This is a genomic window from Superficieibacter sp. BNK-5, from assembly GCF_047456055.1.
In the GTDB taxonomy this organism is placed as follows: domain Bacteria; phylum Pseudomonadota; class Gammaproteobacteria; order Enterobacterales; family Enterobacteriaceae; genus Superficieibacter.
In genome coordinates this window covers 306,044-321,616 of the sequence record NZ_CP179893.1, presented here as the reverse complement: position 1 = coordinate 321,616, position 15,573 = coordinate 306,044, and the positions used below count along the sequence as shown (strand labels likewise).

Here is a 15,573-nt window from a genome sequence, read left to right as displayed (position 1 = left end):
TAAGATTCAGAGAAACTAATGACAGGTGTTTATTTTTATTTTGCCCGGAATAACATTATTCCGGGAAGCGCTTAGCCGCCGATATGACAGTGAAAACCCATCGATTCAATGAGCTTTTTCAGTCTTTCAACGTTTTTTTCAGCTAATGATGGGGTGTCGCCCATCGGATAAATTCTACCTAAAAGCGTATATTTATTTTCACCAAACGTATGATAGGGAAGTAAATGAATGGTATCGACGCCCGACATTAATTTGGCAAATTCTGCGATACTGCGTATTTCTTCTTCATTATCATTAACCCCCGGGACCAGGGGAATACGGACTATGACTTTCGTGATAAATGAGATGCGCAGAAGGTTTTCCAGGATTCGGTTATTATTCACGCCGGTATTGTGTTCATGAACCGCAGGGTTAATCGCTTTAATATCCGTTAACGCCAGGTCTATCCACGGAAAAACATCCTCTACGACCTCTTTGGTGGTAAATCCGGTCGTTTCGATCGCGGTATGCCAGCCTTTTGCCTTACAGGCTTTCAGCAATTCACGGGCGAATTCAGGCTGAGCCAGCGGCTCGCCGCCTGATAACGTAACGCCACCGCCGGATCGGCGAAACAGATTCTCCTCTTTTTGCAGTTCACGAATGACCTCATTGACGGTCATGCGTTTGCCTTTCATTTCCAGTGCCTGCGTCGGGCAGACCTTGGTGCATTCACCACATTGCACACAACGTTCACGATCGACAAAAGACGGATTGGTCGGGGAGAGGGCATTTTGAGGACAGACCTCAATACATTTTCCACAGCGGATACAATCATTCTTTTTAAAAAGTAATTCAGGCTGTGGGCGCTGCGACTCCGGATTACTGCACCATTTGCAGGCCAGAGGACATCCTTTAAAAAAAGGGATTGTGCGAATGCCGGGACCGTCGTGCAGGGAATAGCGCTGAATGTTGAATAAAACGCCTTCCGTATCGTATTCGACTCTATTCATAACATCACTCGTCATAAAGGCGGCGTAGCAACATCAGGTCAGCCGCCGAAAATCGGCTTTAAAAAAGGCCATGGCAAAACCATGGCCCTCAGGCAGGATTGATCAGAACTGCTGTTCGGTACGGCTGATAATGTCGTCCTGAACTTCTTTCGCCAGCACCACAAACTGAGCGCTATAACCCGCCACTCGCACCACCAGATCCTGATGCTGCTGCGGATTTTTCTGCGCTTCCAGTAGCGTATTGCGATCGATAACGTTGAACTGAACGTGCATCCCTTTCTTGTCGAAATAGTTACGTACCAGCCCGCCGAAGTGATGCAGACCTTTCTCTCCTGCCAGTGAAGACGGCAAGAACTTCTGGTTGTATAGCGTGCCATTAGAGGCGATAAAGTGATCCAGTTTGGCAACCGAGTTGGCGGCAGCAGTAGGACCCTGAGTATCCTTACCCTGGCGAGGCGAAACACCATCGGCCAGCGGCTCTTTCGCCAGACGACCATCCGGCAGCGCACTGACATCCTTGCCAAACAGCACGTTTGCGGAAACCGGATAGATCCCGGCCTGGAAGCGTCCACCACGTGGGTTGGTGTATTTCTCCACTTCCTGACAGTAAATCAGTGCACACTGGCGGGCGACGAGATCCACTTCATCGATATCGTTACCAAAACACGGCGTGTTCTCCAGAATATGACGGATCTCTTCGAAGCGAGAATGCGTACCTGACGGTGCGGCGCGGGTGCTGGTACCGGAAAGCTGACGGTAGACCTCGTTTTTAATCGTCGCCGGATCGAGCGAGCCATCACGCTCAATAATCCCTTTCACAATGGCGTAAATTTCCTGTTCGCCCAGCGAAGACTTCGCCGGGGCGCTCTGCGGGCTGCTTCCAGTCGGATAGCCAAAGTTGGCATCCAGCGCACTTTTCAGTTCCTGCAACGTCAATCTGCGGTCTTCAAAAACCTGTTTCTGAATGGCATAAACCGAGTCGCCGGTATCAGCGATGCCAAACGCCTGCGGGCCGGTAAAGTTATAGATCGCGCCACCTTCCTGAAGTGATTTCCCGCGTCCGATACAATCATCCACCATCGCAGACAGGAAAGGCAGCGGACAGCGTTCTCCGTGGGCGATATCCACGCTGTTACAGGCTTCAACCAGCTGATGAACAAAGTGCGCCATCTGTTGTTTAAACGCGCGGTAGAAGTCATCGAGGCTGGTGTACTGCGTCAGTTCACCGGTTGCCGGGCCGAGTTGTTTCGTGCCTGAGCGTCCATTATTCAGCGTGATTTCCAGTACTTTCGCCACGTTGAAGAATGCCGCATCGTGCCATCCCTCAGTACGATGGGGAGCCTGCGGCTCTACGCAACCAATGATGCAGTAATCGCGCGCGTCACGCAGTGAGACGCCCCGGTTCTGGAGCGCCGGAATAATGACTTCGTCGTTATACATGGCCGGGACGCCAAGGCCGAGACGTACCAGTTCACAGGCGCGGAAAAGGAACTCATCCGGTGTGCCTTGCCAGACACGAATGGAGAAAGAGGGCTGAGGCAGACGCACATGTGCCGTCGCTTCCATGCACATATAGGTCAGTGGGTTGGTGGCATCACGACCATCTTCTGTCTGGCCGCCCACACACAGGTTCTGGAACACGGCGTAGCCTGCGAAAGCCTGAGCTGAGACTTCATCACGAGTTTTGTTGATATCATTGAGTTTGATCCAGCAGCAGTCCACCAGTTCCTGCGCGAACTCCTGGCTGATGGCGTTGTCTGCCGCCAGGTAAGGATACATATACTGGTCGAAGCGTCCGGGGGAAATAGAATGGCCGCTGGATTCAATTTGCAACATGCTCTGAATAAACCAGAAGGTCTGACAGGCTTCCCAGAAAGTAGTGGCACCGTATTCCGGCACGCGGGTACAGTTTTTCGCAATCTGCTCCAGCTCGCGTTGACGGGTCGGATCGCGTTCTTCGCGTGCCAGGCGGGTTGCCTCCTGAGCGTAGCGGTGGGCAAATGAAATCGCTGCCTGATAACTGAGGATCACCGCATGATAAAACTGCTCTTTCTTGATGTAGTCCGGCGCGCTGCGGTCCAGATTTTCCAGCGCGCGGGTCACTTCATCAATAATGCCACGAAAGCCGATTTTCAATATTTTGCCGTAATCGACGCTAACGTGACCCACACCGCCGTAAAAATAGTTACCGACGGTAAATACGCCATTACCCATGCTCTCTTTGGTCGCCTCAGACATATAGGACGCGGCCAGCGAGCTGGTCGTTTTTCCCGGCCAGTATTTAAATGCCTGATGCAGGTCTTCTGCGGTTTTTTTCGGAATAATGAAGGGGTCAGCGATACGATGTTCCATCGTCTCAAATTCTTTTTCTACCCAATCATAGGAGAACTCCGGACAAATTTCAGTTGAGCGCGGATTAATAGTGACTGCGCCAACAATCAATTCATCCGGGCGGATCGTCACCGGCAGTTCATTGAATATTTTCTCGACCACTTTTGCCCGACGCATAATGGCAGGAAGATGTTCATTCTCTTTATATGCTTCGGTTGCCAGCACTGCACGCTCAGATTCTACGTAGGGTTTAGCATGCAGGATCATATTTTTCAGTCTTACAACACGTTCAGTCGGATTATTAAAGCCTTTCTCTAACATACAATAACTCCCGAAATGATATTGGCGTGATGCGTTTATCACGCCGGAATTTTTTACCTGACAGCAATGCCGGAATACGCTTGCAAAATGATGAGACGGTCTGGTGCTGAACTATTAATAACGCTGCTATTACGGATCCGGGTTATTAACAGGCACTCTTAGAATATAGTGCTGTCATCCTCGATAATGCGTATTGCTTCATTGACTGCGGCGACTTCACCGAATATTGCCAGGGTCGTAATATGTTGCGGGCAACTACCAAAGATTTCCGACACCGCAACATTGGCGCTTTTGCTTGCCCGATCGGCGAAAAAGTAGAGATCGGGTACGGGCAGCATAATCAACCCGATGGCATCAATACGAAATCTGTCCAGCCGATTACGGGACTCCGAAGGCATACGCCGCTTCAGCATGGCCAGCGTTTCCGGAGTTGGAGCATTGATAATGCGTGTTTTCATCTTTGGATTACCCGTCCGCTTATGTCAGCGAATATTCAACGCTTCAACCATAACGCACCGGCGATGTCTGGCGAAGGTGCGTGCCGAGGTAAGCCCTTCACCGGTCGGCCCGGCGATAGTGAACGTGGCATGTCCTTCGCCGCTAACGCCAATGCCGGCATAGGACGGACCATTTTTGACAAAAATGGTGGTCTGGATCAGGCGCGCCATGCGGGTGAGTTTTTCAACGTTGGTTGAATGCATCATGGCGGTGTGGCGATTGCCATGCTCCACTTTGACCGCCAAATCGATGGCTTCATCGACGTTTTCAACCCGAACCACAGGGAGAATCGGCATCATTAATTCATGCACCACGAAAGGATGATCGCGTTCCGTCTCGATCAGGATAACCTTGACCTCCTCCGGCGCATCAATACCGATTTTCTGCAGGATATAGCGGGCATCTTTGCCGACGAAAGCGGTATTCGGCCCGGTCCCTTTTTCATTCAGCACCAGCGACTGTAATTGCTGGATATGCTGCTTGTCACACAGCAATAGTGCGCCACTTTTCTTCATGCAGTGGATGAGATAATCCGCCACTTCATTAACGACGATGACCTCTTTTTCGGCTACGCACGGCAGGTTATTGTCAAAACTACAGCCGTTAATAATATCTCTGGCCGCTTTCTCAATATTTGCCGTTTCATCCACCACGGCGGGTGGATTGCCTGCACCTGCGCCGACGGCTTTTTTGCCTGATGACATAACGGTTTTGACAATTGCCGGACCGCCGGTGGCAACCAGCATATTAACGCGAGGATCGTTGATTAACGCCGTGGTGTTTTCGATCGACGGTTTGCTCACCGTTACGACCAGGTTGGCCGGGGCGCCGAGTTGCGCCAGCCGCTGATTGATCAGCGCTACGCAATGCAGAGAAACGTTGCGCGAGCGCGGATGGGGACTGAAAATAACCGTGTTGCCTGCTGCCAGCATACCGATGGAATTATTGATAATGGTTTCCGTCGGATTCGTCGTCGGTGTGATAGAACCGATCACACCAAAAGCTGAATATTCCGTTAACGTCAGGCCGTTATCGCCGCTCTGCGCACAGGTGGCCAGGTCTTCAATTCCCGGCGTTTTTTGCGCGGCGACCCGGTTTTTCACCAGTTTATCGGCGTAATTGCCCATCCCGGTTTCTTCTACCGCCATGCGCGATATCGTCTGCAATACATCGTCCTGAAGGAAAACAGCGCGGATGCCGTCAATAAAGTTAGCCCGATCCTGCATGGTGCAGTGGCGGTACTGGATTTGTGCCTGTTTGGCAGCGGCAATCGCCTCGTCCATCGTGGCAAATGCGCCATCGCCCGTATCAGATGACGTACCGGCATCACCGTGTTGACGGCTGGCCAGCACGCTGGCAACGATCGCCTCAATGCTGTCGCGGTCGGGCGGTGTTGTCGAAGCCGACGCGCTGCTGGTGACGGTCTCAGGCGTGGTTTTCGTGTATTTACTCAGCACGCGAGAGACAGCCTGAGTAATTTCAATGTCGTTCATGCAATTTATTCCTTACTTCACATCGCGTCAGGCGCAGGGCAACACGCCTCAAATATAGGGCGTGGTCGTCGATTTAATCGGCGCAGGATCTAAGGTGGACAGAAGTTGCAGCCCAACCTCTCTTGCCGCAATCACGGCCTGGCGCACCGCGCCGGAATCGCCTGCGAAGGTAAAGATCACTTCATTGCTGAAGCTGGTGCCTTTGCCGGGACTGGCATAGCCGACCGGATCGACTACTGCGGCTTTCGCTGCCGCATCGGCGACAACAATACCAATTGCGGCAGGACAGGCGCAGGTCATACCGAAAGCTTTACCTAATGGCGCATCGAAAGCTTTATTCAGCGCATAACTGGCGCGGGCGGTGTACTGAAACTCCAGATGCCCCGCCGGGGAGCCGTAGACGTCACCCATGGTCCGTTCAATTTCCGCTAAGGCGACTTCAATAGCACGGCGAACATCAGAGACATCAGCAGCGCCGAACACGATCATACATCCGTGTCCGCCACCGCCTTCAGTGTCGCGAGCAAGCTCAATGGCGAGGATCTCACTATTAGTCGCTTTGATTGCTTCGTCTGCGGCAAAAATATGCGGGCCAGCGCCCGTGCGGGCACCAAGAATACCGATTGAGCGATATTTCTTGTCGATATTCATCACTTCATGTAATTGATGATCGACGTTGGCAATCACCAGCCCAATAGTATGACCGAGGGCGGTGCCGACAAATTCTGTTAAACCACAACCGGTAATGCTGGCGGCGGTTTTATTATTTGTGGTGCTGCCGGTCTGCTTATTCATTACTTCAGATATAATCTGTTCAACAAGATTATCTCTCATGGTCAGTATCCTCAGTCTTTATTAACTGACAGCTTTCGGCAGGATTTTTTCCACTTCAATATGTGGGCGTGGAATAACATGTACGGAGACCAGTTCACCGACTTTAGTGGCTGCGGCAGAGCCTGCATCGGTTGCTGCCTTTACCGCACCAACATCACCACGGACCATGACGGTAACCAGGCCAGAGCCGATTTTTTCGTATCCGACGAGCATGACATTTGCGGATTTAACCATGGTGTCTGCAGCTTCAATGGCGGAGACCAGACCTTTTGTTTCAACCATACCTAATGCTTCTTGTTGCATATCAACCTCAATATTTCCGGTAAGAGTAAAGGCAAGTAATGAAATAACCGATGAAGGTTTAATTCATATACATCATTAATTCATGCACTACGATAATATTGCGTTATGGACAAAATGTTTTGCCCGCCAGAGAGATTTTCTTGTTTTCCATTATTGTCGCGGACAATAAAATCCTCTTTGTTGCATCATTCGCTAACGGCAGCAGACAGGGTCGATGCAATGGCGGCGGCGTCCTGGGCGATCATTTTTTCTTCATTTGTGGGGATCACCGCGACAAGCGGGGAACCGGGCAGGGAGATCACGCCATCACGACCGGCATACAGGAATTCATTCTTTTTGCTGTCCAGCGCAATGCCAAATACTGCCAGCTTTTGCGCGGTCAACTCACGTACCAGTGCAGAATTTTCTCCGATGCCGCCGGTAAATATCAGCGCATCAAAACGGTGTAGCGAGGCGAGATGAGCACCTAAGTGACGGGCCAGACGATGCACCATCACCTCAATGGCCAGCGCAGCGCGCTCATCGCCCTGACGTCGCGCTTCCTGTAACGTGCGGCAGTCACTGGAAAGGCCGGAGATCCCCAGCAGCCCGGATTCGTTATTCACCATCTTATAGACGGCTTCGAAGGATTGTCCGCTACAGCGGGCAATATAGGCTGCCGCGCCAAAATCCAGATCGCCGCAACGTGTTCCCATCACCAGTCCCTCAAGCGGCGTCATGCCCATGGAGGTATCCACGCTGATACCGTTCTTCACCGCGCAGACGGATGAACCATTGCCGAGATGCGCAATAAGAATACCGTGATCGTCAGGATCGAGATCGAGACGCTTTACCGCTTCTGCCGCGATAAATCGGTGCGAGGTACCGTGGAAACCATAGCGTCTGACCTGGTGATTGTGCTGATATTCCAGCGGGATCGCATAGGTATAAGCGGCGGGAGACAGCGTCTGGTGGAAGGCAGTATCAAAGACGGCCACCTGCGGCAGAGCGGGAAGCAGCGCCATAGCCGCCTCAATGCCAATCAGGTTTGCCGGATTATGCAGTGGGGCCAGCGCTGACAATTCGCGGATGCGGGCGATAACCTGCGCATCAATGAGAACCGACTGTTGAAAATCGCTGCCGCCGTGAGCAACCCGATGACCAATGGCGTAAAGACGCGGCAACAGCGCCATATCATCCAGCCGGGCGAATAACGCTCTCAGCGCCTGATGATGACTGGCCTCACTCAGCGAGTGCGTGGTTTTATGATCCGCACCGGCTTTAAAAGTGATACAGGCGTCTGCCAGTCCCAGCTTCTCGGCCAGACCGGAAAGGAGGGGGGCATCTTCATCAGGAGAGATCACCGAAAATTTGAGTGAAGATGAACCGCAGTTGATAACCAGAACCAGTGATGCTAACGACATAACGACCTCAGCGCGTAGTAAGCGCAATTAATGAGAGGATGTAAGGGGAAAGTGCTGCTGACTAAAGCGCTGTAATGTGGCACTGGCGATAGCAATATCTTGCTCGACGCTACCGCCACTGATACCGATGCCGCCTAACAGAACACCCTCAGACCAGCAGGGTAACCCGCCGCCGAAGCAGCAAAGCCCTGCCTCGTGCTGGAGTCCGTACAGGCTGGAACCCGGCTGTACTTCTGCCGCCAGTGCGTGCGTCGGCATTTTAAGGGCCACGGCGGTCCATGCTTTTTGCTTGGCAAGCGTGTGGCTGATAAGTAACGCATTGTCCATGCTAAAGAAATAACGCTGATGACCTGTAGCATCGACAAGGCTAAAAACAATGGGCACCTCATACGCCTCAGCCACTTCAAGGGCACATTTTGCCAGAGCGGCAGCATCCGCCAGACTTAGCGAAAGCTGGCGCGGAGAGAGCTGGCGTGCGATAGCATCACGGATACGTTGATCAAGTTCGGCATTCGGTTCATGGAGCATGATATTTCCTCCTGTCTGCCCGTTACTGGTCATTCAAATCGACAGAATCAACGATGCCAACGATCGACGCATCAATGACCGAATGTTCTTTACTGTTACTCATGCGTGCCGAACTGCCGGTAGTCACAATCACGATTTCACCATTGCCTGCACCGACAAAATCCACGGCCACCTGAGCGGTGCCGGTGGGCTGATAACGCTCGTCGAGACGCGCAACAATCAGTAGCTTTGCGCCATTAAGCGAGGCATGTTTGGTGGTCGAGACAAGCGCTCCGGTCACTTTTGCCAGATACATACTTACTCCTTAAGACGTTGAACGATGGCAATGCCCCGGTCCCGGATTTCATCACGGGCGGCGGGAGTAATTAACGTGTTACCACCAATATGAAGGGTGTCACCGCTGGGATGCTGTCGCACATCACTCAGCGTAAGCAGTCGTTTCTCCGGGCTGACGGGCGCAGGTTGACCGATAATCGTGCAGCCGTATTCCATCAGAATGGCGGCATAATTTGCCAGTCGCGCCCGCAGGGCAGGGGCAAAATGCGTGGTTGAGTCGTGGCGGCATTCGGCATTCAGCGTGACAATAACCGGCTTATTTTGTGCAAGTGCGTAAAAGGCCCAGCGGCACACCAGGTTATCGCGAATGCCGAGAGCTATTTTGCTCATACTGTTGGTAGAGAGCGCTGGCAGGTACAGCCCCCAGTCATTGTCGGTGACAGCGCCGGGTTCACAATTATCGCAAAGTACATCAATTCCGCGTTGTGTCAGCGCATCCAGGCAGGTTGCCTGTAGCGCAGAGTGGGAGGCGCTACAGGAAAAAGCCAGCCGTAAACAATAGCCGCTGTGAGTCAGCGCCATCAGGCAATCCAGGGTGGCGGGTAGCGTCGTCAGATCGTCACCGCTTATGATCACGTGCATGATTTTGCTATTGGCCTGCAATCGCTTTTTTCGACGCATCAACAGGTCGTCGATAATGGTATCCAGCAGTTGCGACAGATAATGCTGATCCATGGCTTTCTTCCTTAACGGCCCTGCGAACGGGTCGATACCCGCGTGACGCAATCGCCGTTGCGCAAACCAAAGCCATTGGCCTCTTCAACATCAATGTGCATTTCCAGTACGGCATCGGCGCTGACGCGGACCACGACGTGACTCAGGACGCCCCCGCGATGGCCGTCAATGCGGACATCGATTTCCATGCCGTCACGCAGCGCATGTGCTTCGGCGTCCTGTGGAGAAATATGAATATGCCGCCAGGCGACAATGGCACCGTCCGTTTTCACTACCCGTCCATTGGGACCAATGATTTCAATGCCTGGTGAATCCTGCAGGTCGCCAGACATTCGCACCGGGGCTTTTACGCCCAGAGCGAAACCGTCAGAAACGGAGATTTCAATTTGCGTGGCGCTGCGTAATGGTCCAAGTACCCGCACTTTATGCAATTCGCCTTTGGGGCCTCGCAGCGTCACCGTTTCTTCCGCAGCATACTGACCGGGCTGTTTTACGGCTTTCATTCGGGTCAATGTCGACCCGTAGCCAAACAGGACATCCATATCTTCGCGGCTTAAATGCACGTGGCGATTGGAAATGCCGACGGGAATTGTCAGCGCGTCTGCGGGTTTTGTAGACGCGGCCAGTTCCTGAAGAATTTGTTGGGTGATCCATTCGGCTTGTTGCTGGTTGTAATTCATAATATCAATGACCTGAAAGTGTGTAATAGCGCGAGCCTGAGACCAGGCCTTTGTGCGTTTTGCTGTTTACCTTTGCAAGATGAAGGCAATCTTGTCCGGATTTAGCGGGCAATACGCGTGAGTAACCGATCAATATCCGCCGCCACGGGTTTACAGGGATTGCTGGTGGTACAGCCGTCTGCCAGCGCTGCGGCAATCAGTGCCGGGCGAAATGATTCAACGGTCTGCATCGTGACAGACAACCCGGCGAGCGTTGCCGGAATACCAAAATGACGATTAATTTCATGGAGACGGGCGACAAGATTATTCAAGGTTTGCTGCGGTGTATCTGCGTGGATACCCATTACCGCCGCGCATTGCAGATAACGTTCGACGGCATACGGCGAGCGCTCTGCGTTAAACTCGATAATAAGCGGCAGCAACATCGCGTTAATTTTGCCGTGAGGAATATGTAGCATGCCGCCTATTGCATGGGCCATCCCGTGTACCAGGCCCAATCCGGCGGAATTAAAGGCCATTCCCGCCATGCAGGAGGCGTTATGCATATGCGTACGGGCATCAAGATTTTTTTCGTCATCGAAAACGGTCGGTAGATGTTGCCAGACCAGAGCAATAGCTTTTTCCGCCAGCGCATCGCTAAAATCATTAGCCCCGACAGAGACCAGAGCCTCAATGGCATGCGTCAGCACATCCATCCCGGTATCGACCGCCACCTGGCGGGGAACTGATAACACCAGATGAGGATCAAGAATGGCGCAGTCCGGCACCAGTTTATCGTCAATAAGCGGATATTTTCGCCCATTATCGGGATCGGAAATAATGGCATACGAGGTGACTTCCGAGCCGGAACCGCTGGTAGTGGGGATGGCGATAAGCTCAATGGTATGCTGAGGGAAATATTCTTCTAGGGTGACCTTGATGCCTTTGGCAGCATCCAGTGATGAACCGCCGCCCAGCGCAATGATCACGTCCGGCTTCATGCTTTTAAACTGTGATGCACCCGCGCGCAAAATATCAATGCTGGGATCGGGCGTGACATCGCTGAAAATAGAAACCGAAGCCTGAGGCATCTCATTGATTAAATAGCGCGTCTTACCTGACGTCGCCATAAAATTATCGGTCACGATAGCGACTTTTTTATGGTTCAGACGGCGCAAAGTGCTAATCGCGTCTTCACCGAAATAGACGTCAGGGATGGAAAAAAAGTAACTCGCCATTGGTTAACAACCCTATCCTCAAATAATAACCCGCTGACAGGCGCCGGGTCTGGAAAGAGATTGCATGTTGTCATGGAAGATAAAAGAAGACGCTGGCTCTGCTTGTGCTAAGTCAGGATTATGTTGCTGTTATTGGTAAAAATTGACAAAAAAATACAGCGGGAGAGCGGAGGAACGCAAATGATAAATCACGCAGAAATACACTCTTCCCCACTTTGTGCCGCGATTAACGATTAATTAATGGATGGCGTCACGGAGCGGTCTGGTCCGCAAAGCATGACGGATTTTCCGTCGGCCATACTGTTGTAGAAGTGTTGCTGCATCCCGATGCTGATGCCTGCACCACACCACATTAAATGATGCTCATGGCGGCTACTGATTTCGGCAGGAGCGTCGCTGACGGTGGAGGACACTTCAACGCTAAAACCCTGACCGTATAACCGAATTGCTTCCAGCCAGATTTCGTTATCATCTTTCACGCTAACCGCTTCCAGAAACAGGGGCGTATCACCTTTCCGGCTGGAGGCGCGTGTCAGCGAGTCCGCGCGTTGAACGATGCACTGGTGAAAACGTTGCAGACGGCGGCGGGAACCTTCACGGATATCTTCCTGAAGCCAGCGGTTTAGTGGACGCAGTAAGGAATTAATCACGTCATTACTACTGTAATCGCTCACAATATTGCGGAAATAGCGTGACAGGGCACGATTGGAGCCAAACTCCAGTAGCCAGAGTAATTCGCCTTTTAACGCTACCCAGCCGTAAGAGTGCAGGGGAATACCTGACTGACGGCTTTGGCGAATTTGACGAAGCGTCGCTCCACTCGCTGTCTGCATTTTTAACGTGCGAATGTCCTCAAGCTGCTTTTCATTCCAGCCTTCAGAAAATTCGCCAGCGCTAATCAGCCCGTAACGATACCAGCGTCGCAGGTTGGAAGGGTGAATGCCGGTAATGATGCAGACGTTATCTGTAGAATGGTATTTCATATTAAGCCCCCTTAAAGGGATGCCGTCAGATGAAGGATCATTATGGACTCGTCTGTCTAAAATTAATACAGTGGATTATGCTGATTACAAAACTTCACGCGATTTTCCGCATTCCATGCATTAAGAAGCAGATAAATATGACGTTTTAATTAAAATTAAAAAATTATATTAAACAGAATAGTGGGTATCTGCCCGACACTGACGCTCGTCGGGCAGCAGATAAATTAGCTGAAAAACATCACCGAAACGCAGAGCAATCCAACGATCAGCGTAATAAGATTAGCCAGTGAACGGTAAGGTTTTAGTGATGCGATCAGGTAAGTGGAAAGCGTTGGCATAATGAACAGGATCACCGCTATCAGCGGCCCGCTGATAGCATAAATCATGGAAATCGCATTCGGGTTAATACAGCACACGACGAACGTTGTCAGTGAAATGAGGATCACCGACATCGCCCGATTAAATGCCCGGTTTTTTTTAATTCCCACATAGCCTAAAGCAGATTTGACGATTTCGGTCGCGCCTTCGATAACACCAAAATAGGTGCCAAGGAAGGATTTAGACATCGCTATCACCGCCACCACAATGCCCGAAATGGCCAGCCAGGCCGGTGAATCAGGCATCGCGGAGAGGGCGGATAAAATAGTCACGCCTTCCTCTCTGGCGGCATTAATATAAGAGGACGGAATCGACAGCAGACAACTAAAAACAAAAAACAGTACGCTCAGGCAGATAATCAGGTAAGCCACCTTCATAATTTTTTTGCATTTATCCATAGCCTTCTCACGATATTTTTCCTCTCTGTCGATGGCAAATGTGGAAATAATCGGCGTATGACTAAAAGCAAAAACCATCACGGGAATAGAGATCCACACCTGATGCAGTGTATGGCTATCGAAGGTGATTTGACTGGTGAGTAAAGACGGCTGCCAGTGGCCAGTCAGATAGACCGACAGGAACAGGAAGTAGGCGATGAGTGGAAAAACCAGTAGTCCCATCACCCGGATCGTGGCATGACGCCCCATCAAAAAAATTGCATTCAGCACTACGACAACGCCCAGACTCACCAGCATTCGCACGCCGGTCGTCACCTCCCGGTATTTCGCGACCTGCTCGCACAGCGAGTTAGTAATGGCGACCGCATAGATCAGGATGACCACAAAAAAGGCGACAAAATAGAGTGCAGTGATCGCACTGCCGATTTTCCTGCCGTAATAGTGGGTTACCGCTCCGGTGATGCCTTCACCCGCGGGAGTCTGCGCAGAGAGGATAAACTGACACAGTGCTTTATGCGGCCAGTAGGTTAATGGATAGGCCACCAGGGCGGTAATAAGCAGCACCACGGCACCGGCAGATCCAAGTTGAATGGGAAGAAATAGCGTCCCGGCACCCACAGCCGTTCCATATAGCGCGAAACTCCACAGAGTCTCTTCTTTTGACCAAAATTTCGACATTAGTTAGTTTTTAATAGCATGTAAGGGATAAAAAGAAGCGCAACTTACCATAATTCTGCGGCTAAGTGGCATATTGGCAGGAAGGGCGGACGCTACGTGCAAATTAAATTAACAATCTATTGTGATAAATCTCACTTATTTAAAACAATTAAAATAAGAGATATTAACAATGCACTACTATAGCGGGGGATTTTTCGCTGAGGTCATCATGAAAGAGGTGGTTATCGTAGGGGCGGTTCGCACGCCCATTGGTTGTTTTCAGGGCACGTTATCGCGCCTTTCCGCCGTCGATCTGGGCAGCACGGTCATCAGAGCGCTGATCGAACGCAGCGGCATTCAGGCGCACAATGTGGATGAAGTGATCCTCGGCCAGGTATTGACGGCAGGAGCGGGACAAAATCCGGCCCGCCAGTCAGCGCTGAATGGCGGATTGCCCAATACGATTTCTGCCATAACCATCAATGACGTTTGTGGCTCAGGGCTTAAGGCCCTGCATCTGGCAACCCAGGCTATCCAGTGTGGTGAAGCGGATGTCGTCATAGCCGGAGGCCAGGAAAACATGAGCCGGGCGCCGCATGTGCTCACCGACAGCCGCACCGGCGCACAACTGGGGAACAGCCAGCTCATTGACAGTCTGGTACACGATGGACTGTGGGATGCCTTTAATGATTATCATATGGGCGTGACGGCAGAAAATCTGGCGCGGGAATATGGTATCAGCCGCGAGTTACAGGATGACTGGGCGCTACGATCTCAGCACAAGGCGCGTCTGGCTATCGATTCCGGACGTTTTAAAGATGAGATTGTCCCGGTTGCCACCGTGCGTGCCGATGGCACGAGCGTGCTGGTGGATACGGACGAACAACCGCGCACCGATGCCAGTGCCGAAGGGCTGGCGCAGCTTGTTCCGGCCTTTGATCTTACCGGTTCGGTGACGGCGGGTAATGCCTCCTCCATTAATGACGGCGCAGCGGCAGTGCTGATGATGAGCGAAGCAAAAGCCCAGGAACTTAATCTGCCGGTGCTGGCGCGCATTCGGGCCTTTGCCAGCGTCGGGGTGGACCCTGCCTTAATGGGGATTGCGCCGGTCTATGCTACCCGCCGCTGCCTGGAAAGAGCAGGCTGGGCACTGGGCGAGGTGGATTTACTGGAGGTCAATGAAGCCTTTGCCGCGCAGGCCATTTCGGTCGGTAAAATGCTGGAGTGGGATGCCAGCCGGGTCAATGTTAACGGCGGCGCTATTGCGCTGGGTCATCCGATTGGTGCCTCAGGATGCCGTATCCTGGTGTCGCTGGTGCATGAAATGATCAAGCGTCAGTCCCGGCGCGGCGTGGCCACGCTCTGTATCGGCGGCGGTCAGGGCGTCGCCCTGGCTATCGAACGCGATTAGATTTTCCCTTCCCCCAGCCCAAAAAAAAAGCCCTCAATAATAATGAGGGCAAAGGCCAGTTACAGAAGTTCTCATTTTCACTCATACGTTGCTACTGACAGCTAGCTATGACCGTATTTAAAAGCTGGTATTAATTTA

At 51.9% G+C, this 15,573-nt stretch carries 15 protein-coding genes; 1 reads left to right on the top strand and 14 read right to left on the bottom strand.

Features of this window, described 5'->3' with window-relative positions:
- Positions 1-71: 71 nt before the first annotated feature.
- The 14 genes from ACMGGS_RS01515 to ACMGGS_RS01450 all read right to left on the bottom strand — a co-directional run bounded on the left by ACMGGS_RS01515 (position 72) and on the right by ACMGGS_RS01450 (position 14,045).
- Positions 72-989: a glycyl-radical enzyme activating protein gene (locus tag ACMGGS_RS01515; protein ID WP_414164756.1), complete on the bottom strand. Its 918-nt coding sequence runs from the start codon at positions 987-989 to the stop codon at positions 72-74.
- Positions 990-1,091: 102 nt separating this feature from the next.
- Positions 1,092-3,641, bottom strand: a complete 2,550-nt coding sequence (gene grpM / locus ACMGGS_RS01510; protein ID WP_414164755.1) for a glycyl radical diol dehydratase GrpM — start codon at positions 3,639-3,641, stop codon at positions 1,092-1,094.
- Positions 3,642-3,799: 158 nt separating this feature from the next.
- Positions 3,800-4,099: a BMC domain-containing protein gene (locus ACMGGS_RS01505; protein WP_414164754.1), complete on the bottom strand. Its 300-nt coding sequence runs from the start codon at positions 4,097-4,099 to the stop codon at positions 3,800-3,802.
- A gap of 24 nt (positions 4,100-4,123) precedes the next feature.
- On the bottom strand, positions 4,124-5,632 hold the full coding sequence (locus tag ACMGGS_RS01500) for an aldehyde dehydrogenase family protein (protein WP_414164753.1): 1,509 nt from the start codon (positions 5,630-5,632) through the stop codon (positions 4,124-4,126).
- 48 nt (positions 5,633-5,680) lie between these two features.
- The gene (pduB, locus tag ACMGGS_RS01495; protein WP_276158575.1) at positions 5,681-6,466 is read right to left on the bottom strand and encodes a propanediol utilization microcompartment protein PduB; all 786 of its coding nucleotides are present in this window, start codon (positions 6,464-6,466) and stop codon (positions 5,681-5,683) included.
- Positions 6,467-6,487: 21 nt separating this feature from the next.
- Entirely contained in the window at positions 6,488-6,769 is a 282-nt protein-coding gene (gene grpH / locus ACMGGS_RS01490) for a propanediol utilization system shell hexameric protein GrpH (RefSeq protein ID WP_103675147.1), read from the bottom strand.
- A gap of 185 nt (positions 6,770-6,954) precedes the next feature.
- Positions 6,955-8,172 (bottom strand): propionate kinase, encoded by a 1,218-nt coding sequence (gene tdcD, locus ACMGGS_RS01485; protein ID WP_414164752.1) that lies wholly within the window; start codon positions 8,170-8,172, stop codon positions 6,955-6,957.
- Positions 8,173-8,199: 27 nt separating this feature from the next.
- The gene (locus ACMGGS_RS01480; protein WP_414164751.1) at positions 8,200-8,700 is read right to left on the bottom strand and encodes a GlcG/HbpS family heme-binding protein; all 501 of its coding nucleotides are present in this window, start codon (positions 8,698-8,700) and stop codon (positions 8,200-8,202) included.
- Between the two features lie 22 nt (positions 8,701-8,722).
- Positions 8,723-8,995 (bottom strand): EutN/CcmL family microcompartment protein, encoded by a 273-nt coding sequence (locus ACMGGS_RS01475; RefSeq protein ID WP_276158572.1) that lies wholly within the window; start codon positions 8,993-8,995, stop codon positions 8,723-8,725.
- 2 nt (positions 8,996-8,997) lie between these two features.
- Positions 8,998-9,711 carry a flavoprotein gene (locus tag ACMGGS_RS01470; protein ID WP_414164750.1) on the bottom strand — a complete coding sequence of 238 codons (714 nt, stop codon included), beginning with the start codon at positions 9,709-9,711 and terminating at the stop codon, positions 8,998-9,000.
- An 11-nt stretch (positions 9,712-9,722) separates the two neighbouring features.
- The gene (gene pduL, locus ACMGGS_RS01465) at positions 9,723-10,391 is read right to left on the bottom strand and encodes a phosphate propanoyltransferase (RefSeq protein ID WP_414164749.1); all 669 of its coding nucleotides are present in this window, start codon (positions 10,389-10,391) and stop codon (positions 9,723-9,725) included.
- 101 nt (positions 10,392-10,492) lie between these two features.
- Positions 10,493-11,608, bottom strand: coding sequence for a 1-propanol dehydrogenase PduQ (locus tag ACMGGS_RS01460; protein WP_414164748.1), 1,116 nt, complete (start codon positions 11,606-11,608; stop codon positions 10,493-10,495).
- 233 nt (positions 11,609-11,841) lie between these two features.
- Complete coding sequence (locus tag ACMGGS_RS01455) at positions 11,842-12,591, bottom strand: hypothetical protein (RefSeq protein ID WP_414164747.1); 750 nt, start codon at positions 12,589-12,591, stop codon at positions 11,842-11,844.
- Between the two features lie 224 nt (positions 12,592-12,815).
- Positions 12,816-14,045: an amino acid permease gene (locus ACMGGS_RS01450; protein ID WP_414164746.1), complete on the bottom strand. Its 1,230-nt coding sequence runs from the start codon at positions 14,043-14,045 to the stop codon at positions 12,816-12,818.
- A gap of 208 nt (positions 14,046-14,253) precedes the next feature.
- Here ACMGGS_RS01450 and ACMGGS_RS01445 point away from each other — a divergent pair, with 208 nt between their 5' ends.
- Complete coding sequence (locus tag ACMGGS_RS01445; protein WP_414166179.1) at positions 14,254-15,435, top strand: acetyl-CoA C-acetyltransferase; 1,182 nt, start codon at positions 14,254-14,256, stop codon at positions 15,433-15,435.
- The last annotated feature ends 138 nt before the right edge of the window (positions 15,436-15,573 follow it).

Excerpts from the sequence above, each read along its gene's own strand:
- grpM (WP_414164755.1), bottom strand. The coding sequence starts at position 3,641 with ATGTTAGAGAAAGGCTTTAATAATCCGACTGAACGTGTTGTAAGACTG.
- grpH (WP_103675147.1), bottom strand. The coding sequence starts at position 6,769 with ATGCAACAAGAAGCATTAGGTATGGTTGAAACAAAAGGTCTGGTCTCC.
- ACMGGS_RS01515 (WP_414164756.1), bottom strand. The coding sequence starts at position 989 with ATGAATAGAGTCGAATACGATACGGAAGGCGTTTTATTCAACATTCAG.
- ACMGGS_RS01470 (WP_414164750.1), bottom strand. The coding sequence starts at position 9,711 with ATGGATCAGCATTATCTGTCGCAACTGCTGGATACCATTATCGACGAC.
- tdcD (WP_414164752.1), bottom strand. The coding sequence starts at position 8,172 with ATGTCGTTAGCATCACTGGTTCTGGTTATCAACTGCGGTTCATCTTCA.
- ACMGGS_RS01475 (WP_276158572.1), bottom strand. The coding sequence starts at position 8,995 with ATGTATCTGGCAAAAGTGACCGGAGCGCTTGTCTCGACCACCAAACAT.
- ACMGGS_RS01460 (WP_414164748.1), bottom strand. The coding sequence starts at position 11,608 with ATGGCGAGTTACTTTTTTTCCATCCCTGACGTCTATTTCGGTGAAGAC.
- ACMGGS_RS01445 (WP_414166179.1), top strand. The coding sequence starts at position 14,254 with ATGAAAGAGGTGGTTATCGTAGGGGCGGTTCGCACGCCCATTGGTTGT.
- pduB (WP_276158575.1), bottom strand. The coding sequence starts at position 6,466 with ATGAGAGATAATCTTGTTGAACAGATTATATCTGAAGTAATGAATAAG.
- ACMGGS_RS01480 (WP_414164751.1), bottom strand. The coding sequence starts at position 8,700 with ATGCTCCATGAACCGAATGCCGAACTTGATCAACGTATCCGTGATGCT.
- ACMGGS_RS01450 (WP_414164746.1), bottom strand. The coding sequence starts at position 14,045 with ATGTCGAAATTTTGGTCAAAAGAAGAGACTCTGTGGAGTTTCGCGCTA.
- ACMGGS_RS01505 (WP_414164754.1), bottom strand. The coding sequence starts at position 4,099 with ATGAAAACACGCATTATCAATGCTCCAACTCCGGAAACGCTGGCCATG.
- pduL (WP_414164749.1), bottom strand. The coding sequence starts at position 10,391 with ATGAATTACAACCAGCAACAAGCCGAATGGATCACCCAACAAATTCTT.
- ACMGGS_RS01500 (WP_414164753.1), bottom strand. The coding sequence starts at position 5,632 with ATGAACGACATTGAAATTACTCAGGCTGTCTCTCGCGTGCTGAGTAAA.
- ACMGGS_RS01455 (WP_414164747.1), bottom strand. The coding sequence starts at position 12,591 with ATGAAATACCATTCTACAGATAACGTCTGCATCATTACCGGCATTCAC.